Source organism: Coleofasciculus sp. C1-SOL-03, assembly GCF_040220555.1.
In the GTDB taxonomy this organism is placed as follows: Bacteria; Cyanobacteriota; Cyanobacteriia; order Cyanobacteriales; family Coleofasciculaceae; genus Coleofasciculus.
The window spans coordinates 1-24,538 of record NZ_JAVJUO010000065.1 but is presented as its reverse complement, the minus strand read 5'-3'; the positions used below and the strand labels follow the sequence as shown (position 1 = coordinate 24,538).

General features: G+C 44.8%; 12 protein-coding genes. 4 read left to right on the top strand and 8 right to left on the bottom strand.

Annotation, left to right across the window (positions count from 1 at the left end; translation table 11 throughout):
* Positions 1 to 54: 54 nt before the first annotated feature.
* The gene (locus RIE73_RS10110; RefSeq protein WP_446401068.1) at positions 55 to 5,385 is read left to right on the top strand and encodes a CHAT domain-containing protein; all 5,331 of its coding nucleotides are present in this window, start codon (positions 55 to 57) and stop codon (positions 5,383 to 5,385) included.
* Between the two features lie 387 nt (positions 5,386 to 5,772).
* On the opposite strand, the gene RIE73_RS10105 is transcribed toward RIE73_RS10110, so the two are convergent.
* Positions 5,773 to 6,648 carry an alpha/beta fold hydrolase gene (locus RIE73_RS10105; RefSeq protein ID WP_446401067.1) on the bottom strand — a complete coding sequence of 292 codons (876 nt, stop codon included), beginning with the start codon at positions 6,646 to 6,648 and terminating at the stop codon, positions 5,773 to 5,775.
* Between the two features lie 149 nt (positions 6,649 to 6,797).
* Here RIE73_RS10105 and RIE73_RS10100 point away from each other — a divergent pair, with 149 nt between their 5' ends.
* Complete coding sequence (locus RIE73_RS10100; RefSeq protein ID WP_446401066.1) at positions 6,798 to 7,544, top strand: DUF4058 family protein; 747 nt, start codon at positions 6,798 to 6,800, stop codon at positions 7,542 to 7,544.
* 255 nt (positions 7,545 to 7,799) lie between these two features.
* Here RIE73_RS10100 and RIE73_RS10095 read toward each other — a convergent pair whose 3' ends face one another.
* The 6 genes from RIE73_RS10095 to RIE73_RS10070 form a co-directional block, all read right to left on the bottom strand.
* Positions 7,800 to 13,046, bottom strand: coding sequence for a CHAT domain-containing protein (locus RIE73_RS10095; RefSeq protein WP_446401065.1), 5,247 nt, complete (start codon positions 13,044 to 13,046; stop codon positions 7,800 to 7,802).
* 148 nt (positions 13,047 to 13,194) lie between these two features.
* On the bottom strand, positions 13,195 to 14,496 hold the full coding sequence (locus tag RIE73_RS10090; RefSeq protein WP_446401064.1) for a tetratricopeptide repeat protein: 1,302 nt from the start codon (positions 14,494 to 14,496) through the stop codon (positions 13,195 to 13,197).
* Positions 14,497 to 14,657: 161 nt separating this feature from the next.
* Positions 14,658 to 14,969, bottom strand: coding sequence for a hypothetical protein (locus RIE73_RS10085; protein ID WP_446401063.1), 312 nt, complete (start codon positions 14,967 to 14,969; stop codon positions 14,658 to 14,660).
* 25 nt (positions 14,970 to 14,994) lie between these two features.
* Entirely contained in the window at positions 14,995 to 16,776 is a 1,782-nt protein-coding gene (locus tag RIE73_RS10080; protein ID WP_446401062.1) for a CHAT domain-containing tetratricopeptide repeat protein, read from the bottom strand.
* 334 nt (positions 16,777 to 17,110) lie between these two features.
* Complete coding sequence (locus tag RIE73_RS10075) at positions 17,111 to 18,112, bottom strand: DUF1822 family protein (RefSeq protein ID WP_446396445.1); 1,002 nt, start codon at positions 18,110 to 18,112, stop codon at positions 17,111 to 17,113.
* 48 nt (positions 18,113 to 18,160) lie between these two features.
* Positions 18,161 to 18,787 (bottom strand): sigma factor, encoded by a 627-nt coding sequence (locus tag RIE73_RS10070; protein WP_446396444.1) that lies wholly within the window; start codon positions 18,785 to 18,787, stop codon positions 18,161 to 18,163.
* Between the two features lie 371 nt (positions 18,788 to 19,158).
* Here RIE73_RS10070 and RIE73_RS10065 point away from each other — a divergent pair, with 371 nt between their 5' ends.
* Both RIE73_RS10065 and RIE73_RS10060 read left to right on the top strand, forming a co-directional pair.
* Complete coding sequence (locus tag RIE73_RS10065; protein WP_446401061.1) at positions 19,159 to 19,887, top strand: PEP-CTERM sorting domain-containing protein; 729 nt, start codon at positions 19,159 to 19,161, stop codon at positions 19,885 to 19,887.
* Between the two features lie 263 nt (positions 19,888 to 20,150).
* Complete coding sequence (locus RIE73_RS10060) at positions 20,151 to 21,503, top strand: radical SAM/SPASM domain-containing protein (RefSeq protein ID WP_446401060.1); 1,353 nt, start codon at positions 20,151 to 20,153, stop codon at positions 21,501 to 21,503.
* 87 nt (positions 21,504 to 21,590) lie between these two features.
* On the opposite strand, the gene RIE73_RS10055 is transcribed toward RIE73_RS10060, so the two are convergent.
* Positions 21,591 to 23,645 carry a PAS domain-containing protein gene (locus RIE73_RS10055; protein ID WP_446401059.1) on the bottom strand — a complete coding sequence of 685 codons (2,055 nt, stop codon included), beginning with the start codon at positions 23,643 to 23,645 and terminating at the stop codon, positions 21,591 to 21,593.
* Positions 23,646 to 24,538: the final 893 nt, after the last annotated feature.

Below are 24,538 nucleotides of genomic sequence, written 5' to 3'. Positions count from 1 at the left end.
GCGCTCTGATGCAGTAAGCTTATATCAAATCGTTTGGTATGGGACTTTTACCCGATGAATGTCGCTTATCTGAGAAACACGCGGCTTTTAGCAGGACTAATCTTAGCCAGTACCGTTGCCATCCAGCCAGTTGAGTCCCAACCGATTCCCTCACCCAGCGATGGTACAGGTACAATAGTCATTCCAGAAGAGAACCGCTTCGATATTACCGGGGGTTCTTTATCGGAGGATGGGGCAAATCTATTCCACAGCTTTGAGCAATTTGGACTCTCCTCCAATCAAATTGCTAATTTTCTCTCTAATCCAACAATTCATAATATTTTGGCGCGGGTTGTTGGTGGCGATCCCTCGATGATTAATGGTCTCATTCAAGTGACTGGGGGCAACTCGAATTTATATTTAATGAATCCAGCGGGCATCGTTTTCGGTCAAAATGCTCAGCTTAATGTCCCCGGTGATTTCATCGCCACAACCGCTACAGGAATTGGCTTTGATGGAGGCTGGTTTCAGGCATTTAGTAGCAATAATTACAGTAATTTAGTCGGAAATCCTAATCAATTTGCCTTTGATACAGTGCAACCCGGAGCGATAATTAATGCGGGGGATTTAGCCGTATCCGCCGGACAGAATCTGGGGTTAATTGGGGGATCTGTACTCAATACGGGGAATTTAACCGCACCTGGGGGTAATATTACCGTAACCGCCGTTCCGGGAACCAGTCGGGTACGGTTGAGTCAGCCCGGACAAATTCTGAGTTTGGAGATACAACCCATGGCGGATAGTCAGGGGAATATATTACCCATTGAACCTCAGATGTTACCGGAGTTGCTGACAAATAGCAGTAGGGAAGAGGTAGTCGGTGTTACAGTGAATAGCGATCGCACTCTCACCCTGGAAGAGACAGGAACGCAGATTCCCACGACGATAGGGACAACCATTATTGCTGGGGATCTGGATGTTTCGGGAGAGGTTGGCGGTGATGTGCAGGTATTAGGCGATCGCGTCGGCTTAATTGCTGCCACTATTAATGCTACAGGACTTCAGGGCGGCGGTAGTGTCAAGATTGGTGGAGAGTATCAGGGTGAGGGAACGTTACCCAATGCCTCCCATACTTATGTTAGCCACGATTCCGTGATTCAGGCTGATGCACAGGATGGGGGTGATGGGGGAGAGGTAATTGTTTGGGCAGATCAAACCACCCAATTTTATGGCACAATTAGCGCCCGTGGCGGAATAAATTCCGGTGATGGCGGTTTTGTTGAGGTGTCGGGGAAAGAGAATCTGGCGTTTGATGGAGTCGTTGATGTCGGGGCGACTGCGGGTGAAAATGGTCAGTTATTTTTAGATCCGAAAACAGTTGTTATTGGCACAGTAGGTACAAATGATAATGCTGTTAATGATAATCGAATTTTAACCGGAGACGGCGTTGGACTCACGTTCCAAATTTCCAATACAGCGATTGAAACCGCCCTGAATAATGGTGATGTCTCCATTGCCGCCACTAGAAATATTGACATTACCGAAGATATTAATTCCACCAATAGCAATAGTCTAACCTTTGAAGCTGCCTTTATTAATTTAGATGCCTCGATTAGCTTGAATGGGGGAGATATTATCTTTGAATCTCCGGTCATTCTTCGCAGCGATCAAACCCTGAGGACAGGTTCTACAGTTGGGGGAGATATTATCTTTAATAGTAGTTTGCATGGTTTGAGTGGGGGAACACCGCCAACCTTGACTCTAGATGCAGGTACAGGAAATGTGACATTTGAGGGTTTAGTCGGAGGACCTTTGCCTTATGATGTAGTGGCATTGTTGGATGATCCACTGGGATACTGGCGTTTAGGTGACAGTGGTGGAACCGCTGTGGATGCGTCGGGGAATGGTAATAATGGAACTTACAGTGGTGGTGTGAATTCAGGTCAACCGGGGGCATTAGTTGGGGATAATAATACGGCGGCTTTGTTTGATGGAACGACAGGTTTTGTATCGACTCCCATTGATATTAATCAATCTAATCCATCCCCCGATACCATTACGTTTTCAGCTTGGGTTAATCCAAGTAGCACAAGTGACGGTCGATATCAAGTCGTTAGTTCAGATAGTGGATATTTTGATTGGTCAATGCTGCGAGAAGGAAACCAATGGGCGGTTTTTACGGGTGAAGATATTAGATATCCCGGTTTTCAAGTAGATGTTAATCAATGGCAGCATATTGCGGTTGTGTTTCAGCCGGGAGTCGGGGTGTCATTTTATAAAAATGGACAATCTGTAACTATTCCTTTTATTGACTACGATACTAATGATGCAATGACTCCGGTGGGTTATTTTGGAGATAATGACATTGCGATTGGACATAATCCATCTCCTGATTTTCCAGAGTATTTTGATGGTCGTATTGATGAAGTGGCTGTTTACGATTCAGTCTTATCCCAGCAGCAGATTTTAGACCAGTATAATGCAGGTCGAGGAACAGGTAACAGTCCTCTGGGTAGTTTAATCGTTACCAATGCTGATACGATTACGGCGAATCAGGGAATTCAGGCGAATACAATTGATCTGACGGCTAATCAGATTAGTCTTCAGGATGTGACGACAAGTAGTGGAACTGCGGTTAATTTAACCGCTGATGAAATTAATTTGGCGGGAGGCGTGAATTCTGTTACCGGGATTGGAGATGTACAGCTTCAGCCTCGAACACCTAGCCAAGATATTATAGTCGCGGATAATTCAGATACAGCCGCATTAGATCTCTCCACGGCGGATTTGACAGCGCTACAAGATGGTTTTAACTCGATTACGATTGGACGATCTGATGGTACAGGTATAATTAAGCTTAATTCCTTCAACTTCAATGATCCGGTTACGATTGCAGGCGGGTCAACCTTAATTGGATCTGATGGTGATACAACCTATCAGATTACAGGTGCAGATGCAGGTGAGGTGAGTGGATTTAACGAATCCTTATCTTTCGCTTCAATAGAAAATCTGACTGGAGGGACGGCTAATGATATCTTTCGATTCAATAATCGTGGTTCTATTAGTGGTAGGATCGATGGGGGAACGGGTAATGATAGTCTGATTGGGGCAAACGCTGCTAATACCTGGACAATTACCGCCGCGAATTCGGGAACGATTAATGAAATTACTGATTTCTCTGCCATCGAAAATCTGACCGGGGGTACGGAGAATGATAAATTTCAACTGAGTAATAGTGCTTCTATTAGTGGCAGAATTGACGGGGGAACGGGTAATGATACGCTGGCGATTAAGGGTACAGACACAACCGATAATGTAGAAATTACAGCCACTCAGTTAACGCGGGAGTCACAAACGGTAAATTATGACTCCAGCCTGGAAAATCTGGACGTAGATACTGGTGCAGAAAACGATAAAATTACGGTTCGCGAATCGTTGACATTTGCGGGTAACGTTTCCCTGAGTACAGGTTTGGATGGTGGCGATATCACGACAGGCGATATTACCGCTAATGGGGGAATTACGCTGATGAGTCAACTGGGAATCATCACCACGGGTGACTTAAACGCTTCTGGGATAATGGGTGGAACCATTCGCATCGAAGCAGGCGATCGCATGATTACAGGTAAGATTGATACAAGTGGCACGATGGGGGATGGTGGTGATGTTTTTCTCGACCCAGACAATGGCATTTTAGTTGAGTCTATCAATGCCCAAGGGGGAACCAATGGTAGCGGCGGTAAGGTTGACATTACCACGCAACAATTTTTCCAAGCCACAGGCACATTTTCCGACCAAAATGGGATCTCAGCCAGCATTTCTACTGCTGGCGGTAATGGCGGCGGTGACATTATTATCCGACATGATGGTGGTGCGAGGAATACTACGTTTGATGTCGGAAATGCCCAAATTAATGGAACAGCCGGGGCGATTACGACAAGTTCAACAAATTCAATTTTGCCGCCGCAATCCTTCCCCGGTTCCTATACCCAAGGCACTATTCAAATTATTACCCAAAATCCACCAGCAGAACCCCCGCCACCAGCAGAACCCCCCTCTATTCCTGATGAAATTGTCAAAGATTTCCAAGACATCCAACCGTCTCCCCCATCATTGATTCCAGAAGAAGAGTCGGAGGATTTAGTTCTGCGAACCGTTGATCGCATTGATATTGCCCGTCTGTTGGATGAAAATAAGATTCCCCAAGCCGTATTATTTATCGATATTCTGTTTAGTGAAGAACTTGGTTCCTATATTGATCAACGAGTAAGTCGAGAGTTAAAATCCTTTGCCGATATCCAAGAACGTCTGAATCAGACAGGAGAAGCCACCGGAGAAAAACCAGCGGTTCTCTATACATTTGCCCGCGCCGAACAATTGGATTTAGTCTTAGTCACACCTTCAGGAATTCCGATTCACAAAAGTATTCCCGCCGCCCACCGTGAGGTACTGATGAAAACCGTGGCGGAGTTTAGGCGAGACGTGACTGATCCGATTAAACGGAATACCAATAGTTACCTTAATTCTGCCCAGCAACTGTACCAATGGTTAATTGCACCCTTAGAAGCGGAGTTACAAAAAGAGGGAATTAGCACAATTGTCTTTTCCATGGATGCAGGGTTACGGGCAATACCTGTCGCCGCGTTGCATGATGGACAACAGTTTCTGGTACAAAAATATAGTCTCGGACTTATCCCCAGTGTTAATTTAACCGATACTCGATATCAACCCCTTGATGATGCCCAAGTTTTAGCCATGGGCGCGTCTGAATTTACGGATCAATCGCCCTTACCTGCGGTCCCCCTCGAAGTCTCTACAATTGCCAATCAAATTTGGCAAGGGAAATCCTTTGTCAATACTGAATTTACGTTGAATAATCTCAAATCCCAACGCCAAAATCAACCGTTTCAGATTATTCATCTGGCGACTCATGGCGAATTTAAGCCAGGAAAACCCGAAAATTCCTATATTCAGCTATTTGATACGAAATTGCAATTAGATCAACTGCGTCAATTAGGTTGGAATAATCCCCCAGTTGAGTTATTAGTTCTCAGCGCTTGTCGCACTGCTGTGGGCGATGAAAATGCCGAATTAGGCTTTGCTGGGTTAGCAGTGCAAGCGGGGGTAAAATCAGCGTTGGGAAGTTTGTGGTATGTCAGTGATGAAGCTACGTTAGGGTTAATGACTGAGTTTTATAGTCAGTTACACAATACCTCGATTAAAGCAGACGCCCTACGACAAGCCCAAATCACGATGTTGCAAGGAAAGGTTCAGCTACAAGATGGACAATTGCAAGTGAATGGGGAAAACCTAGCTTTACCGCCAGAGTTATCCAGGTTAGGGGATAAAGAACTTTCTCATCCCTATTATTGGTCAGCATTTACCATGATAGGGAGTCCCTGGTAGCAACAGAAGGCGCGATCGCCCAGAAATGATCAGCTCTGATTAGGATTATGTAGGGGCGGGTTTAGGAACATCATTAGGGGCTGCTGAATAAGTGCTGTGGTGAGGGGGAGCGGGGGAAGCCGAGGGAGCTGGGGGAGCTGGGGGAGCTGGGGGAGCAAGGGTACATTTTTCCTGAGCAAGGTGATGCCATTCTTATGAAGAATACTACCCGATTTCCTTGAATCCAACCCTCTGTCAATAAAGCTCAAAGTATTGATGGGCTTTGCGGTTTTGGCTTTGTGCAGCAGACCCTAATTAGGATGTTACCCATACCATTTCAACAAAACCCGCCCTTTTTCAATTATCGGGGATTCCGTCGGGGTGGGTTTAGTCGCATCCCTTGCTCTCTCATCCCTCATTCTTTGCCAAAAACTCGCGCATATACTGATTCACTAACTGCGGCTGTTCCTGCTGTACCCAGTGACTACAATTTGGGATGTAGCGGATTTGCAAATCTGGCACATAATCCTTTGTATTATAGGTCAATTCCTTACCTAAAGCCGTATCATTTTCTCCCCAAATCAGTAGAGTTGGAATGGGTAGAACATCCCACCGATGCTGCTTAAATATCCCCTGGAAGACATTGCGGTAGTAGTTAAGCATGGCAGTCATAGCCCCCCGTTTTGCCGCCGCATCTTTGTAGGCGTTTAAGTCTGCTTCTGAAAAGGCACGTTTGTCAATTGCCATATCGATAAAACTCGACGCAATCAGTCGATAGTCATCCCACTGAAACAGTAACTCTGGGAGTAGGGGGATTTGAAAGAAAAAGATATACCAACTTCGCAGGAGTTGTTGCGGATTACTGCGTAACGCTTCGGTAAATTTGGCGGGATGAGGAATATTCATAACAATTAACTGATCAACCAGTTGGGGATAAGTATCGGCAACATACCAGGCAATCATTCCTCCCCAATCATGCCCAACTAAGATACAGCTTTCATCGCCTAATCCTTGAATAACCCCCTTAATATCATTAACTAACTCGCTGATCTGATAAGCTGATACATCTTTGGGCTTATCGCTGTCATTGTAACCCCGCAGATCAAGGGCAACAACTTTATAATCTCTGGCAAATTCAGGGATTTGATGCCGCCAGGAGTACCAGAATTCGGGGAAACCATGCAACATCAGCATCAGTTTACCTTCTCCCTGAGTGACGTAGTGGAGTTTGACACCGTTGGTGATAATATAATCCGCTTGCCAGGAGTCAGTAATTAGAGACATGGGGTTTACCTGATTATAGTTCTCGACAGTTTGTAGTTGCGCTTTAGCGCTATAAACACGCGCATCGCCATTTAAAAGTATAATAAAAACAAAAGCTTAAAGACTATCCCGATAAATTTAATCACTATAAATCATTAAAGTCAAAAATCATGGGATTACTGGATCACTTTCACCCACCGTTAAGTAATCGTCGTCACTGGCACGCTTTCCATAATGCTTGGGCAACCTATATCGCGTCCGATTTAAACCGTCAATTGCCAGAAGGATACTTCGCTGAACCCAATGTGCAATTTGGGATTGAAATTGATGTGGCAGCATTTGAAGAGATATCATTACTAACCAGTCGAGTATCTGAGAATATCGTTCAACTCCCAACCTCCTCTCGACAGGAATGGATACCTTCGCCACCCACGCAAACTGTTCCATTTTCTCCGACTACCGAGGCGGTGGAGGTGAGTATTTTCAATAGCGAAGCGGGTCCAACATTAATGGCAGCTATCGAGTTGGTGAGTCCCGGCAATAAAGATAGACCCGCGAATCGTAATACTTTTATCGCCAAGTGTCAAACCTACTTACAGCAAGGAATAGGATTAGTCATTGTGGATGTGGTGACGGGACGAAATGCGAATTTACATGAGGAATTATTACATCAGTTGGCAGTTAGAATGATGCCTCTAAATACCCAACTGTACGCCGCCGCCTATCGAGTTGTGGAACGTCAGGGACAGCCGAATTTAGACATTTGGCAAGAAGCCTTGGCGGTGGCAAGTCCCTTGCCTATAATGCCGTTGTGGTTGCGCGGTGAACTTTGCTTACCTGTGGATTTGAATGCCACCTACCTGCGGACTTGTCGGGAACAGCGAATTGAGGTTGATACAGCTAAAATTGTGAAATAGATTGTAGGCAACAGAATATAGGGCTAAGGTTCCCTTACTACAAGCCAACGCGATCACGGAATTTCAATTAACGTCCTCTGAACAGAATAATTTAGTCCGCGCAGGCAGATGCAAGTTTGTGTAGCAGCGATTTTAATCGCCGTGGTTTTAAACCTTAGTCAGGGCGGGTTTAGTTATATTGGGGTGGAGTGAGAAAGGATAATAGTCAAACCCGCCCCTACAGGAAAATGAAAAATGAAAATGCATTCATTGGTTTTACCAAGGATTACCAATTAGAGTAAAACCCGCCCAATAATAAGGATGAGATAAATTACTTTCTGAGTTATTCACTAAGCTTTTAGCAACGTTTATATTCCGACTTGTCCCAACTAACTGACTCGATTCAATTCGCACTTGAGAACGTAACAAGGCAAGTTGGGCTTGTCGCAATGCTTCGGCTTTAATTGATACATTTTCGCTGTTGAGTTGCTGATAAAATTCAGTCATTACTGCTAACGTCCCTAAATCATCAACTTTCCAGAGGCTGGCTAAAGCTGATTTTACTCCCGCTTGTACAGCTAATCCAGCAAACCCCATTTCGGCTTGTTCATTCCCCACAGCGGTTTCACAAGCACTCAGAGTTAAGAGTTCTACCGTTGGCGGGGCGTACCATTGCACTTGTCGCAATTCGTTTAATCCGACTCGTTGTTGCCACAGTTGAATGTAGGGATTATAGTTGCGATCGCGGGGAAATGAGGCGTGGGTAGACAGATGTACGATATCAAAGGGGGCGTCTCGGCGCTGAGTCTTTAAATTCTCTAAAGTAAATTGGTCATTTAGCAATAATTTGCCTTGCCCAAATTCAGCTAAAATTGTGGATAATTCAATCGGAACAGCAGGTAATGGAGAAAGGGTTGAATCAGGGAACTCGGCAGCACCCATGGCTAAGATAGTAGCGTTTTTTAAACTCTGGTAACGGGTATCGGTTAAACTGACACTGGGGATTAAACCGACGCTATAGGTTTCGATCAGAAATTGCTGTCCGTCATGTAATGCTGCTAGGGGAAGCGTGCGTAATCCCGCGTCCATTGAGAAAATTAGTGTATCAATATTGAGGGCATCTAGTTCCGTTGCTAAGGGTTTGATTAGCCACTGATAGAGTTGTTGGGAACTGGATAAATACCTATCATTCGTATAATCATTGAGCGTGTGATAAAATTTATTCACTTCCCGTCGTAGAGTTTGATGATTGGCTTGGGGAACCTGTTTAGAAATAGGAGAACCTTCGGGTGGAACGAGGACGAGTTGTAATCCATCGGGATGAGATAGGGCGTAAATTACTACGGCGCGTTTTCCAGTTTGGCTTTCCATGGTTTTTAGCCTGTTTTGCAGGGAAGCGGTAGTGACTTGTTTCTGGGTAATATCTTCGCCTAAATAGTCTTCAAATTGCGCTTCTAAGGATTGGTCAATTAACGTGACAATATCATCGCTGGGATTAATTGCGAGTTGGCGGGGAGAGTCTTGAACGTAGGGGACATTGAGTGATAGGATTTGTTGATTGGGAATCTTCCAGGTAAAGGTGTAGTTTCCGGTTTCAGCATCTTGATGGATTTGAGGATTGACATCGAGAGTATCGCCGACAAGAAAGGCGAGAGATTCTAGGGGATTGGTTGGCGATGGAGTTTCTGGAGTTAATTCAGAATTCAAACTAGAGGGGGATGGAGAAGCAGGTGTTAATTGAGGAGTAGGATTATGTTCGGCTGGAAGGGGATTGGGATCAGGTGGCGGGGGTGAAGCCGGAGAGACTGATATAATTTGAATGCGATCGCGGTCTTGTTTGTGAGTATGTAGATAGGTTTGTCTGGGTAGAATCTGGCTTTCGGGAGTATCGTTTCCTCGCGATATCGCGCCTTGAGTACCATTGATATCAGCATTCCCGACAGTAAATGGGGTAATCCCCTCCCCACCATGACGAATAAAAATTGTTCCACCGTCGGTAATTCCAGCCGTAGAAATACTTGTCTGAGTTCCATTTTGATCCCGGAATGTATCCGTAGCTTGGAAAAATTGGCCCGTGGTAATGTCAACTGCGCCGCCATTACCGTTCCCTAAACTTTGACTATCAATTTGACTCACGGTAATATTACCCGGTGCTTTAAGGGTAATATTACCACCATCATTGAATGCCGAGGTATTTAGACGCTGGGTGGTAATACTTCGTTGATGACTGGTGAGGCTAATCCCGCTAGGTGAAGTAATATCTTGGGTTTCAATCCTATTTAAGGTGGTGATATCGATACCCGATGGATTGGTTGTGGTGATCTCACCTTGAACCTGTAGGTTATTTAAGGGGGTTAAATGACCCACGCGATCGTTAAATTGCACAAGTCCTTGCTCTGAATTTAGGATTAAATTATAGCCACCGTTGACAATATCATCAAAGATAATATCACCCTGGTCTGATGTCGTCAACGCGACATTATCCACTAACGTGACAGGCGCATTCAAGGTAATATTATTTTGGTTGGTTTGAATATCTCCGCCAATTTTAATATTACTATCTGCATTTAGGTCAATTTTGCCTCCCCTTTCCACAAACGATAAAGCATTCATTTCGCCAACAGTAATTCTATTCGCCGCATCAAGGGTGATGTTACCACCTAAACCCTCTCCAGATGCCGTAATCAATGCCCCACTGCTAGTATTAATATTTGCCTCGGTACTGGTGATCCGAATATCGCCACTATCACCATTAAAGCCACTTAAAAATACAGTAATTGTTCCCGTATCAATATTACCGGGAGCAAGCAGAGTGATATCACCGCCTTTGATCCCACCGGGAGCGCTAATTATGCCGCCAGTTGTATCAATCCTTCCCCCACTGGTGAGGGTAATATTTCCAGCATTAACGGAACCCTGGGAATTGATTGCTTTTTCTCCAGTAATAATATCCCCATTTGGGGCATTAAGTATAACTGCACCGCCTGAGCCTGATGATGAAGATGTGTCGAGAGCATGGGTAGGTAACTGGTTTATAATCTCTACTAAAGCAGCAAGTTGCGGATCATCATCATTAATCGGCAATAAATCCCTAAAACTGGAGAGTTCCGACAAATCATCAGATAAATCAGAGTGGAGGATATTGATAGAACCGTTAGTAACCGTTAAATTAATTGTTCCACTGCCAACTTCACCTGAAGACAGTATGTCACCTGTCATCATATTATTCCTCGCCGTAAGCGTAATATCATTACCTCTGCCACTTGGAGAAAATGAACCAATATTACCGGCATTGATGCTGCCATTTGGGGCATTAATAGTAACTTTACCACTCGTTCCACTGAAAACAGCGGCACCAAGGCTACCGATAGAAATATTACTTTGATCACTGGTAAGCGTGACATTACCCGTATTACCCAATCCGGCAAAAGAGCCAATATTTCCTAAAATTTCAATATCGCCTGTCGCTTGGACTGTAATATCACCCCCATTTCCCACAGGGGTCAACGACAAGATAGCATTATTCTGTTCTGTGGCTGTTAGTTTAAGATCACCCCCGTTAGCGGTTAGGTTAATATTTCCGGCATGACCAATACCTTCAGCGCTACTATTTATATAACCGACGAGTTCAATATTGCCACGATTAGCTGTGAGGTTAATATCGCCACCATTTCCCAAATTTGCAGTCGATTGGGATTCAATTTTACCTGTACGGATGTCGCCATGATTAGCCAGGAGGGTAATCGTGCCACTATCTCCTATAATTGCCCTTCCCCATGCTCGAAAATCACCCGTGCTAATATTACCGCCATCGGTCACAATAGTGATATCGCCACCATGAGTAACCAGAGAATTGCTGAAGTTAAGCGTATTAATATTGCCTACATTAACGTTAACGCCGGTAATGGTAATCGCCCCTCCTCCTGTGGCGATAGTATCTCCCGGATTCATCCCGAAATCACCGACACCATTACCATCGGCATCAGCCCTAAATGTGATTGTTTGACCATAACCTGTATTCAAACCTAAGTTGTCACTGGCGAGATCATCAATGGTAATATTATTCGTTGCTTCTAAGGTAACATTGCCAGATAAGCTTTCCAGTTTTCCTTTAGAAATGGTGAAATCATCAAGGATTCCGTCTGGAAAGAGAATTGTGTTATCATTCAATTCACCATCATCAGGCGCAGGATTGGGCTGATCCACTATCGTGATATTGACCGGATCAAGCAGTAGATTTCCGGCTTGACCCTTGTCTGCCATAACATCGACATTCCCGCGAAAAATTAGATTATTTTTGCCGGAAACTTCAACAAATCCCCCATTCCCTGAATCATTACCGCCGCCAGCGAGAATCGTGCCGTTAAATGTGGTAGTATTATCTCCCCAAACAATTACTTTACCGCCATCACCATTCAGGATACTATCGACATTAATCATCGAATTAGAACTGACAAACGTTTGTTTAGCATTGGGAATAGAACCTTGACCTTGATAATCCCCACCAATCCGGACAATACCCCCGTTATGATTACCTGATGCGTTCATCGTGGCATTGATCAGTCCCACGTTTTCACCGATAATATTAATCGACTGATTCGCGGAAATTAGGGAAGTGTTAGCAACGTTAAGAGTGCCAGAAATAATTGTGGTTCCGGGTTGATTGGGTAAGGTTATCCCCGAATTGGATAACTGAACCGTTTTATCTTCAGTAACGGTTAATTTAGTATCTAATTCAGGTGCTGTTCCTGTGAGGAGTTCGGCTAAATCTAAGGGAGTGACGGGGAGAATATTTCCCTGTGTATCTCGGGGCGGTTCTAGTTCTAAACTGAGGAGGTTTCCCGATCGCCTAATCTGGACTAAATTAGAGTCAGGTATAGCAGCAACGGTAATGGTTCCCCCTGGTGCGCTTAATTGACCCGTGTTAATCACTTGTCCTGCTAATAAGGTTAAGTTATGCTGCGAAGTGACGGCTAAGTTGCCCGCGTTGATAATACTGCCAGAATTGGAGGAATCAAAGGCAAATTGATTGGGTGTGCCGATGAGATTGGAGTAGGTATTGTCGCCAAAGGCATTAAACCAATGGTTCTGGCTAAATCCGATTCCTGTAGCGGTTGTGGCGGTAAAATCAGCGGGGACGTTTAATTGGGCGTTACTGCCAAAGATAATTCCGGAGGGGTTGATTAAAATTAAGTTGGCGTTACTCCCGGTAACTTGGATTAAGCCGTTAATAATAGAGGGATTATTGCCAGTAACTCGACTGAGAATATTCTGAATGTTGGGCGAGGAGAGGAAGTTGGCAATTTGCTCAGAGTCTAATCCAAATTGCTGAAAACTGTGGAAGAGATTGGTGTTGTCTGGGGACAAAGTGCCACCTGTGATGTCGAAGCGATCGCCTGTGGGGTTGACGACGGTTCCGGTGTTGTCGTTGGCAGGGATTATGGGTTGGGCGTGGCTAGGGGGAGAGTGGTTTAGGGTTAAGAGGGCGAGGAGAATTGTTGGGGGGAGAAAATGGGGTTTCATGATGAATTTTTTTTGATTGAGTAGCTATTAATTAATGTTGATTTAACGCAGAGGTACGCAGAGGTAAGCGCAGAGGGCGCAGAGGGGTTGGAGGGTGGGTTTAGTTCAGGGATTGGTTGTTGGGAAAGGGTATCGGTAAAATCCACCCCTATCGGTTTAATTGGTGTTCAAGTTCCTGAATCTGTTCAGAATAGCCTAGGGTTTGATAGCCTTGGAGGGCGAGGCTAAACCAGTGTTTGGCTTGGTTGGGATTACCAAGTGCGGTTTCGATGCGCCCTAGGTGATATTGGGCGTGGGTTTTTTCTTCGATGTCGTTGGTGTGGGAAAGTTCGATGGCTTTGGTGTAGTAGGGTTTGGCTTGGGCAGGGAGGATGAGGTGATAGAAGTAGCGATCGCCTATTTTACGGTAGATGGCTGCACTTTCTACTCCGTCGGCGATGAGGGAGTCTAGGGTGGCGATCGCTTTGGTATGAAGACTATGTTTACTGTATAGTGTGGCTAAGGCTAGAGCTTTAGCCGTTTGATTCCAGGGTTGCTGGGTGATTCGGTTGGCTTGAGTCTGAATCTGTTGGGCTTGTTGTTCGTCAAGTCGGCTGAAATTAAGTCCGCCGGGTAGTGGCGGTTCATCCAGTGAAGATTCCCCGGTATCGGCTTCAATAATTAGCATATAATCACCACCCGGTTGCAGTGGGGGTTCTCCAGGATAGGTGATTTGCGTATCCCTGACTTGGGTTGTCCATTCGATTCCATCTCCTTCTAGGGTTACGGTATAGTGGTGGGCTTCGGGTATCCCATTCCAGCGTAGGAGAGGTTTATCGGTAAGAATCGCCGTGCGACGGGGAGTGATAATGTAGGGAATCCTATTGTTCCAAGCGATATCGCCACGATGGGGACATTTATAAGTACCCGGACTACATTCGGTTTGTTCAGTAGCGGCGGGACAAGGATTGAGGCGATTGTTTCCAGGGGATAGGGTTTGGCTGGATAAGTCTGCACATTGCAAGATTACTTCGGATGCGTTGGCGATGAATAATTGATCCTCTGGATAAATGTCTGTACCAATTTGCGGTTCAATTCTACGTCCACTACGCTGAATTTGTACATCACCTGTTATCTGAAGAATTTGTCCATTTCTACGGGGTTGGGATGGCAGGTTTAACGCAGAGTGTAGGGGAGATCTGGGAACCGATTCAATATTCCCTTGATCCCTTACCCGTTTTTCCCTGTTCGTCGTCGGCACTTTAGTGCCAGAATTACCAACGCCCTGACGATAAAAGCTAATATTAGCGACAGTCTGCCCCCCCAAAATCCAACGAGATAAAAATTGTTGATACTCCAAACCTTGTCGGCGTTCCACCTGTTTTCTGACTCCCTCATTCCCGACACCCAAGGCATTCCCATCAAGGAGAAGGAAAATCAAACTTATAAACGTCACAAGTTTCCAGTACATGATACATCTACTCCTTTAACCTGGTGTCAATATTGCGATGGCTCAGATCACCCCAAGTACAATTTATACTACTTTCTGTCTGTCTAGTTCAAGCCAAGCAACGAATCGTAATATGCTGTAACACGCTCTAGTAAGCCTTTCAACATAGAGAGCTATTTACTCTAAAACGATTGTACTTCTCGACTGGTTAAAATGATCTGTGAATTATGCTGCTGATAGGCTAAAGCATTCAGGAACTTATTCCAATCTGGGGAAATAGCCTGTCTAGCTTGAGTATGGTTTGCGGGATATAAAATGGTTTCCAGGTTATCTAAGACTAGCAAACAATGCTGCTTGGCTAATCCTTCTAGGATTTTCTTGATCTGTTCATCGCTATGGGACAATTGTTCCACAGTTTCAACACCTAATCCATCCCGTAAGATAAACTCGGCGATATGATTAAACCTTGTTTCTGATTGGACTTTAAAATACATCACCAACTTCTAGACATCAGTGATACTATTCCTCCCCCGCTTTCATTAATAAATCTTTTCTGGCTAAACCCATACATTTATCTTGTTCGGGAACGTTATACTCAGAGTATTTCAGTGTATTTTGCCAAGCCACTTTTGCCTCTTGTTTGTTTCCTTTAGTTTCTAGAACTTGAGCTAATAAACAATAAGCATGAGGGCTATCCGGTGCAAGGGCGATCGCATTCCGTAAATCGGCTTCAGCTTCCTCTAATCGTTGTTGTTCCCATCGTACCCAACCCAGATTCTTTAAACAAGCAGCTTTCACCCCATCATAATCGCTATGTTCTAAACACGCCCAGGTTTCTTTTAGTGCAGCTTCCAGATCTCCCTGCTGCAAATGCAAGCGAGCCAACTCCGGGTAAGCATCAGGAAGTCCCCGCAATACCGCTTGTTGAAACCGTTGTTCAGCACAAGCTGTATCATCAAGACTCTCATCACATAACCAGGCTAAATTGTAATAGGGTTGAGGATAAGTTGGATTGAGCCAAGTGGCAAGATGATAGTAGAGTTGCGCCCGTAATAATTGATTTTGATTTTGATTTTTGATTCCTCGTTGGTTTGCCAAAATTGCTAAATTTGAACTGGAGAATAGGTAACTGGTAATCACTCCCACTAAAACAATCGCCACCCATTTTAATACAGGAATTGAACTCGAATCGGGTGGTTTTGTAGACCAACTAAAGGGAATTACAGCCGGATGTTGACAAATGACAGGTAGCCAACTTGCCCCCGGTAATTCATGTTCTAATCCCCGCAGTTGTTCTCTAGCTTGGCGTACCGATAAATGAAACGGTTCTCCGGCGGCAAAGTTTTTTAAGAAGTATTTCAAAAAGGCTTGTGCCACTGGATCAGCTACGGGTTCACGCATGACAATCATCGGCGGAAGCGGAATCTGATCCGCCGCCAAGTCTCGGACTAATCCCAACCCATCACAGGAATTAAAAATGGCTAATTTTAATCCGTTGTCAACGGCTTTTCTCATCGCTTCCTTGACTTCACCCATTCTCAGGCTATTATTCTGTTCATTTTGATTAATGTATAATCGTCCATGGGTGATATTATCCTCACTTTGGGAATGTCCAGCAAAGAAAATAATATCCCAGCCAGCTTGCCAAAGTTGGTCAGTCAATTCTTGCCGTTCCGGTTCAACTAACCAGGTAATTTTAGCTCCTGACAATCGTTTCAGTAATTCCCGATCTTTCTCCAAATTAATCCCGGCGCTGTTGCCTAAAATCGCTAATATTTTGACATTAGCCTTGCGGCGGTGGGGAATAACTGAACTGGCAGGTGGGGGATAATCTGGTGTACTGAACGCTAATTCTCCTAAGCGATACTCGGCAAAAAAGTCCCAAAGATGCCACGGTAATTTCCAGACTTCTGGATCATCGCTTTCAATAATGACCCGCACGGGTTCAGCGGGGTTTAATTGAGTTCTCAGTTCTGATTCAATTTTGCGAAATCCTTCACTCTTTAACCAGGTATTGATTTGGATTTTTAACTGCTGAGAAATATGATTAAAATCTCCCTCAGAACAATGGGTGATCCCTGATTCAACAATATCTATCCCACCCCGATAACCATGACTTTGATACAGTGCTGTATAGAGGAGCCGCCAATCTCTGAGGAGTTGAGGAATATCGGGGGCTGTTGGCAAACTCCCCGTGAATTGCATATACAGATTCCCCACCTCTCCCAACTGTGCTGTCACAGAAGTAAATCCAGAGCTGAAGTTGCCTGAGCCGAGATTTAAAACAACGATTTTACTCATAGCGACTCCTTTGATGAATGGGTTCGGGAACAGGTAGGGAGCGTCATTTGTCCTTTGTAAGGGTTTGAGGTTCTTTGACAAAACTTAATCTCGTTAAGTTTCTTTCCCTAAACCTACTTACTCTACCGATTCATTAATTATTTTACTCAAATTATACTATAACTTTTACGAATATCATTAAAGTTGTAAACTGTAGTGGACTCACATAGCTAAAATTGTGGGATAGATTGGGTACGTAGTGAGGGCTTCAGCCCTCTCCGGCTAGGCGGAACGAGAACTAAAGTTCTCACTACAAACCCTTACAAATGACAAAAGACCAATGACAAATAACCAATTAGAGTATAAAGGATTCGGTAACACTGATACCATTTAGCACAACCTGCAAACCAAAATTGGTTCCTGGTTCAACTCGAAATTGTCGGAGTTGAACCCATAAATCTAACCCTCGCGATTGTACCGCTTGCAACCTATCCCCAGACTCTGAAAGTAAAGCCAATGTCAGATTTCCAGGTAAATAGCGATCGCCTCCCGTAGGATGGACTTGAACGAACACACTCACCTTGCGATCGCTCTCTTGAGTCAGTGCCATAACTAAAGCAAGACGTTGAGATCCCAACTCCATACCCAAATCGATTAATTTAGCTCGCATAATATCGACATCTGGAAACAGTTGAACTTCAGTTCCAAATCGACGCAATGCAGGTACAGTTTGCCCTGGCATCGACGGCTCACGATCAGACTCCCATAAGTCTTCAAGTTGTTGCCAACCCGCCGCAAACTGATTCGCAAACCACTGATTAATATTGACAATTGGGTTGGTTAATTGCTCCAGATCCTCTAATAACGCATCCAAGGGTTGCAACTGGGGCAAGAATACCTGACCTGTGCCAGCCGTTTGAGTGAATCCTAATAGTTTGGATTCTTTTCGCTTCGGATCAATCGCCACAAAAACATAGCCGATGCGTTCCTGCCAAACCTCTGGTGGAATCGAGCCAAATTCGGGAATCCAGCGATGGTTTTCAGAGCCTGAATGATTCTCGAATACTTTCACCGGACGACATTCTAACGTCCCCAACCCTTTAACCTTAAGATCTGCCACATCTGCCCCTAAGCAGACGACAGGATTGGCAAAATCACTGTGATCAATTTCGGTATCGATCTCCATAAGTGCCAAATAATCCCGGACAGCCCAAACTGCCAACGTATTCAAATAAACTTGTTCGGCTTTTTCTGCTGTCGGTTGTTTCTGGGCAAACCCTTGTGCCATTTGGATAACTTTGGGCATAATGGGCATAGGGAAAGCATTCTTTAAAAGTAATTCTACGCTAGTCATCATTCGCTCCTTTCCAGTCCAGTTATTGTTACAACTTCAATTAATGATTGCCTATAAATATCCTTGCGATTCACCAAATTTGCGTAATAAGGGAACACAATGACGCTGGTAAAATGTTGCCAACGTGGAAACCTTACAATTAAATTCTGCTTCGAGTTTTCTCCATTCTGTCTCTGGTGGTAAGCGACGTAAGATTAAAACTTGACAGGTTATATCAGGACGTCCTCTAATATGAGAGCTGGATAATTCCCCATCTGGATCGGATTCTGCCCACTGTCGAGTTTCTGCCAGAATCGGCGGGATATCAGGGTGGGTATCCGGTAAATTATCAATCGGATCAGTTGGATATTCCGAGTCTGGAGGCGGTTGAGCTTCATGATGTAGTTGTTGACATCGTTTTCGGAATAAATCCTTCAGTCGTTGTTTGAGATAGGCATCCAACCAGGTTGTCACCGTGGCTTGGGCTGGATCATAGTTCTCGATATTGCGGCACAAATACAACCAGGTGAGTTGTAGTGCTTCTTCATAATCGGGGCTATGCTCCCGCCAGAGTTTCCCCGATTGGGCGATCGCGCGAATCAGTTGATCCAAGCAGCGACGCCGTTGCAGGCTGCGACGGGGATACTGGCAGGTTTGAGCGACAAGCTGACGCAGTTGTTGATCAATATCCACACCCATGAAATCACCTGAACTCTTTGCTATTGGTTTTGGAGTGGGTTGTTACCCTTTCATCCTCGGTTAAACTCATCCTTGAACATTACGCCAATTGAGTCTTGCACTCAGTTATCGCCACAACTCTCTAGTTTTTCGCAAAATTCCCAATTTTTCGTTCGATTCATCTTGTCTGACATTTTTATATCGGGCACGGCAATGCCGTGCCCCTACGGAATCGGGTTTATTCAACGATATCTTCAACCCTTTTGGCTTTTATGTAAAGGTTTGTAACGATTTTGCAGGGATTGCGAAACTTTGAGAAATGCCACCGATACCTCAACAGAGATTTAGAAAGTTCATCCACGCAACACAGATAGGAAATGGGAGATAAACCAATGACTAGCATTCTCCGCAAATTAGCCGTTGCAGCCATCAGCACTGCTGTTACTGTGTCTTTACCCTTATTCACTGACTCTGGCAAAGCTGCCACTTTTACAGAAATAGGTGACGCTGGAGAGACAACACAAGAGGCTCAATATTTAGATTTGCCGATTGCTAAACCGGGTCAGACAAAAATCAGTACGGTACAAGGATCTTTGTCGAATATTAATTATAACCCAGGTTTTATGCCTAGCCATCCTGATAGAGATGAAGCGGATGTGTACAAGTTTACGCTGCCTTGGTCTTCCTTATTCCAGTCAAACATTACATTTTCATTACCTGAAGAATTGTTTGACATAGAGTCGGGAGAAGTTGGTTTAAACGTCAGTCTCATTAGTCTGGCGGGAGAAGGAAACCTTATCTTTAGTGAGACCGAATATTTCGATGTTCCCTTACCTCCTAAACAGGTATTACCTTTACCTCCTGTATCTCAAGATTTAACAGTCAGCCTGCAACTTCAGGAAACACAGTTGGGCGCTGGGGAGTATCTACTTTACTTTGGTGGTGCTTATCCTGAGCTTGGCTCTTCATCGAATGATTTCACTCCGATCAAGGTAGATTATAATGCCACCTTAGAGATAGAAGGCGTTCCTGAACCTCTAACAATTCTCGGTTCAGCCACAGCTCTAGGTTTTGGTGCTTTGTTCAAGCGGCAACAGTCCCGAAAGCAGAAGAAAAGCTGAGGCAAACAATTAACCTGCTTGAGCAATCGCCGCCTCCGTATAGTAGGCATTGTCGATCTAATTGTTAAATGAAATAAATTCAGTTTTAATAGAAAATGCCTACTCGCATCAATAGTACACATAATTATTGTTAGTCTGACATTTTTATGTAGGGCACGGCAATGCCGTGCCCCTACGGAATCCGGTTTATTCAACGATATCTTCAACCCTTTGGGATTTTATGTCAAGGTTTGTAACGATTTTGCTGGGATTGCGAAACTTTGGTGAATGCCGCCGATATCTCAGCAGAGATTTGCCAAGTTCATCAACGCCACCATAAAAAGGATGAGAAAGCTATGCAATCAATAATTTCCCGCTCTCAGGATGTTTTTTCTAGGCTTGAAAGTGATGATTTTCTGTTTCTTCTAAAGCCAAACGAGGGACAACAACCTATCGTACAGCTTTTAAACAAACCCGCCATCTCATTATGGAATCGAATCGAGAATCCAGCGTTACTTGATGATATTTTCAGGGATGACTGGGACAACAGATTGCGAACGACCTTTGCATACATGCTACATAATGGCTTCATTCAATGTCATCCACCTGTGAAGATCGAGCCAATCCTTGATGCAGCGAGTATCGGTTTATACCAAGACCCTTGGCAGTATCAATTCGATAAGCTGACTCTAAAATCTCCGTGGTTTGTATTGTGGGAAATAACAGAACGTTGTCCCCTGAAAAAGCGGTGTCTCTTTTGTTATCAGCCGGATGAGATTGCTATTAATGATCCGGGTTCTAAGGAGTACGAATACATTATTAATGAATTAATTACCAACAAGATACCTTGGGTAACTTTACTTGGTGGTGAACCATTATGCCACAGCGAGTTAATGGATATTATTCGTAAACTTCGTTCCCATCGTATTTTTGTTAAAGTGATTACCAATGGCATACTTGTCACTGAAAAAAATGCCGCGCAGCTTGGTGAATCGGGTGTAAATCAGGTTGCCGTTTCCCTTGATGGACTAGACCGAGAAACACATGACTTGAGCCGGGGTGAAGGGGCTTTTGATCAGACTCTTATGGCGATTGATATGCTAAAGCAACGGGTGCCGCTAGTAAGTCTCAGCCTTACTGTATCCCACAGAACCTTTGAACAGCTAGATTATTTGCCAGAGTTTTGTCAGCAACTACAAATACGTGAGGTCTATATCTCGCCTTTACGGGCAACTGCCAACACCTCTATTGTACCCGGTTTGGCAACAATGACCCGTGAACAGCAGAGCCAGTTGAGAGACAAAATTGCTTCTTGCTGCAATTCAGATCTTGATGTTATTCACATTCCAGAATGTAGCTGTGGACGCTCGTCTTGTGTGATTCACGCCGATGGGTCATTCTCACCTTGCCCCTTCGCCCAAAATACCTATGGCAGCATATATGAAGAGGGACTAGCGACTTTGTGGTCTCGTGCGAACAAAGTCGCTGAAGAAATCGGGCGCATAATTCCTGGGTCGTACTGTTTTCGTCGGCACGAGCAGGAAGCTCTCGTCTCCCTGGGAAATCTAGCAGGTTGCAACTCAGTTGAGTACATTTCATGTTTAGATAAACCGATAAGAGATATGACCCGATGCTAGCAAAAGTAGTTAAGGCGGGTGGCAACCCAATCCCCGAGGTCTTGAAGACGTCGGGGTTTTAGTTGGGAGATACGGAAATAGGGAGACTTAATCTTCTATCTGTTTATATTCTGTGATATCAACGCTACAACCAATCAAACGATAAGGCTTATCCTGATCATCTCGCACCGCTACACCACGGGAAAGAAACCAGCGAATCGTGCCATCTTTTTGCACCATCCGGTGTTCCATGCCATAGTGAGTGGTTGACCCCTCTAAATGAGCATTGATTTCATTTTCAACCTGTTGGCGATCATCGGGATGAATCAGGTCTAACCAAGTCGCTTTACTATTCGCAATCTCCTGATCCTCATAGCGCAGCATGGTTTTCAAATTGGACGCTAGATAGAATTCATCATTCTCCAGATTCCAATCCCAAATTCCCACGTTACCCGCTTTTAAGGCGATCGCTTGGCGTTCCTCATGGCTGCGAAGATTGGCAACCATTTGCTCCTGTTTCGCCAATTGTTCTTGTAGCAAGGTATTGGCTTGAGACAGTTGAGCGGTTCGTTCCTGATCCCGTTTAGCTGAGGCGGTTTCTAGCTGCTTGCGCTGGCTAATATCTCGCTCGATCGCCATCCAGTGGGTATAGTCCCCATTCTCATCAACCACGGGGACAATATTTAGTTCCACCCAAAACTCGGAACCATCTTTGCGATAGTTGATCAATTCCGCCCGCACGGGTTCCCATCGGCATAGGGTATCGCGAATTTTGTCCGCTTGGGCGCGATCGGTTTTGGGACCTTGTAAGAAGCGCGGTGTTTTGCCAATTACTTCATCCGCCGTATACCCTGTCATCCGAGTAAAGCCTTGGTTAACATAGACAATCCGAGGACCGGGTTTGTCAATGGGTTGGGCTTCAGTAATCACGATCGCGTCATTGGCATTGAATACCGCCGACTCTAATAACCGCAACCGTTCCTCGGCTTGTTTGCGTTTGGTAATATCACGGACAAAACTCAGGGACACTAAGCGATCGCGATATTCAATCACCCGCGAACTAATTTCTACCTGCACCGGAGACCCATCTTTACGCCGCAGCGCATGTTCAAAAATAATACTCCCCGTTGCTTGCATCCGTTGACTGATGGTGCGTTGGCGATCCTCCCCAATCGGCACATCTATATCGCGAGTCTTCAAATTCAGCAGTTCTTTGCGGGTGTATCCCAGTCGTCTGGAGGCATTCTGATTGGCATCTAAAATGCGACTGGTAGATAGGTCAATAATGAAGATGGAATCATTGGCGTATTCAAATAAGTGACGATAATTCGCTTCCGATTCCCGCAGCGATTCTTCAACTCGTTTGCGTTCGGTAATGTCTCTCGCCGTACAGATTACCGCTTCCACGCTATTGTGGTTCCCTAGAATCGGACTCAGGATGTACTCGTAATGACGCACACCGCCAAGAGTTGGATAACTGATTTCATCGGTCAAAGGGCGTCGAGTGGCAAAGACGACTTCCCGTTGATTATTAAATAGTTCGAGTCCCTCAGGCGGTAGGTTTAACTGCTGTACCGTTTTGCCCAAAATTTCCGCTTGGGATAAGCCAAACAGTTGCGCGATCGCCAGATTGACGTAGGTAAATCGTCCCATGCGATCCAAGACGCAGATGGGATCAGGAGACGCCGAGAGAACTTGGTCAAAGATTCGCGCTTGCTGCTGAATTCGCGTCGCCAGTTCCCGCAGTTCTGACTCATCCTGTTCCTGGGCAATGATCGGATCATTCAGATCCAGTTGGGCGACTTGGCTAGGAGTGTTCCAGGCTTGATCCGTATCCCCAATTTGATGATTAATCGTTCCTGTCACCAACGTGCCAGGGATGGCTTGCTGAACCCCTTGATCGGGTTGATTTGCTGTCTGAGTCTTTTGGCTGAGTTGATGAAGCTGTTCTTTTAACTGCTTGTATTTTTTGTCTAATGTACTGAGTTGTTCCTGAAGTTCCTCAATCGTGGTTGAGTGCGATTCCTCAAGCGGGAAACCAAATGCCTGCTTGAGTGCCTCAATCACAACCGCCGTCCGATCGCGACCTGATGCCTCAGCCCGAGACCGAATTTCCTGACTTAGTTGTTCTGGAAGTCTAAATGTTGCTATTTTACTGACCATTTTTTAGTCGATTTAAATTATCGAGTTTACCGTTGTACAAGGGCGGGACGCTGGATTTCTGCTGTTGATTGAGAAATTTTCGCGTTAGCTGATTGTACAAATGTCGTGGGTTAAACTCCTTGAATTCCCAAAACCGCTTTTTATTTTGATTCGGAGTGGTCGAGCTAACCAGGATTGCCCATTGCTTCCACTATAGCCGTTCTCGGCATCTGTGGTATTACAGTATTACACCATTACTAGAGTTGATCAATCTCCTAGTTGGCTACAGATACACCCTGAAAGGATTGGTAAGGATAGATGCTTTCCAAAAAAACAGGACTTACGCTTTTGTGCTACCGATATCCTGTTTTGTTCGTATGCAGGATTCATGGTTAACCCTCTAAGCGAGGTTGTGCGTAAGTCCTGAGAATGGGTTTCGGTGCTCTTGTTCAATTTTCTTTTCTCCGTCTATTAAGATGCCTCAGCAATATGTCTTAAATCTTTACGTGGATTAGCGTAATGATTCGTCACAATTTTGGGTTGAACCTCGCCAACCGACCACGAAAAACGCCCAGGCTGGGCGCTGGTCTAGGGTGCATTACTCTATCTTAGTTTAGTCGATGAGGGGTATTACCCCCCACCTGACAGGTGTAGGTTTTTTACTGTGCGGTTAGGGCAAGACAAGGAGGGCAAGGTGGACAAGAGGACAAGGAAGGAAAACCGTACAGAATCTTGTTCGGTCAAACTCACTTCTAAAAGCCGAAACGCCCGATTTTTCGTTCTCACTCTTCCTTGTCTACTGGTCTACCTGTCTTCTAAGTCTTACCTCAACCCCAATCTTAAAAAACCTACCCTTATGAGGATCTAATCGGGGGGCTAGGGGGGATCTCTTATTAAGTAAGGGTTCCAGCCTT

Coding starts and splice junctions, on each gene's coding strand:
- RIE73_RS10110 (WP_446401068.1), top strand. CDS start 55: ATGAATGTCGCTTATCTGAGAAACACGCGGCTTTTAGCAGGACTAATC.
- RIE73_RS10105 (WP_446401067.1), bottom strand. CDS start 6,648: ATGTCTCTAATTACTGACTCCTGGCAAGCGGATTATATTATCACCAAC.
- RIE73_RS10100 (WP_446401066.1), top strand. CDS start 6,798: ATGGGATTACTGGATCACTTTCACCCACCGTTAAGTAATCGTCGTCAC.
- RIE73_RS10095 (WP_446401065.1), bottom strand. CDS start 13,046: ATGAAACCCCATTTTCTCCCCCCAACAATTCTCCTCGCCCTCTTAACC.
- RIE73_RS10090 (WP_446401064.1), bottom strand. CDS start 14,496: ATGTACTGGAAACTTGTGACGTTTATAAGTTTGATTTTCCTTCTCCTT.
- RIE73_RS10085 (WP_446401063.1), bottom strand. CDS start 14,969: ATGTATTTTAAAGTCCAATCAGAAACAAGGTTTAATCATATCGCCGAG.
- RIE73_RS10080 (WP_446401062.1), bottom strand. CDS start 16,776: ATGAGTAAAATCGTTGTTTTAAATCTCGGCTCAGGCAACTTCAGCTCT.
- RIE73_RS10075 (WP_446396445.1), bottom strand. CDS start 18,112: ATGATGACTAGCGTAGAATTACTTTTAAAGAATGCTTTCCCTATGCCC.
- RIE73_RS10070 (WP_446396444.1), bottom strand. CDS start 18,787: ATGGGTGTGGATATTGATCAACAACTGCGTCAGCTTGTCGCTCAAACC.
- RIE73_RS10065 (WP_446401061.1), top strand. CDS start 19,159: ATGACTAGCATTCTCCGCAAATTAGCCGTTGCAGCCATCAGCACTGCT.
- RIE73_RS10055 (WP_446401059.1), bottom strand. CDS start 23,645: ATGGTCAGTAAAATAGCAACATTTAGACTTCCAGAACAACTAAGTCAG.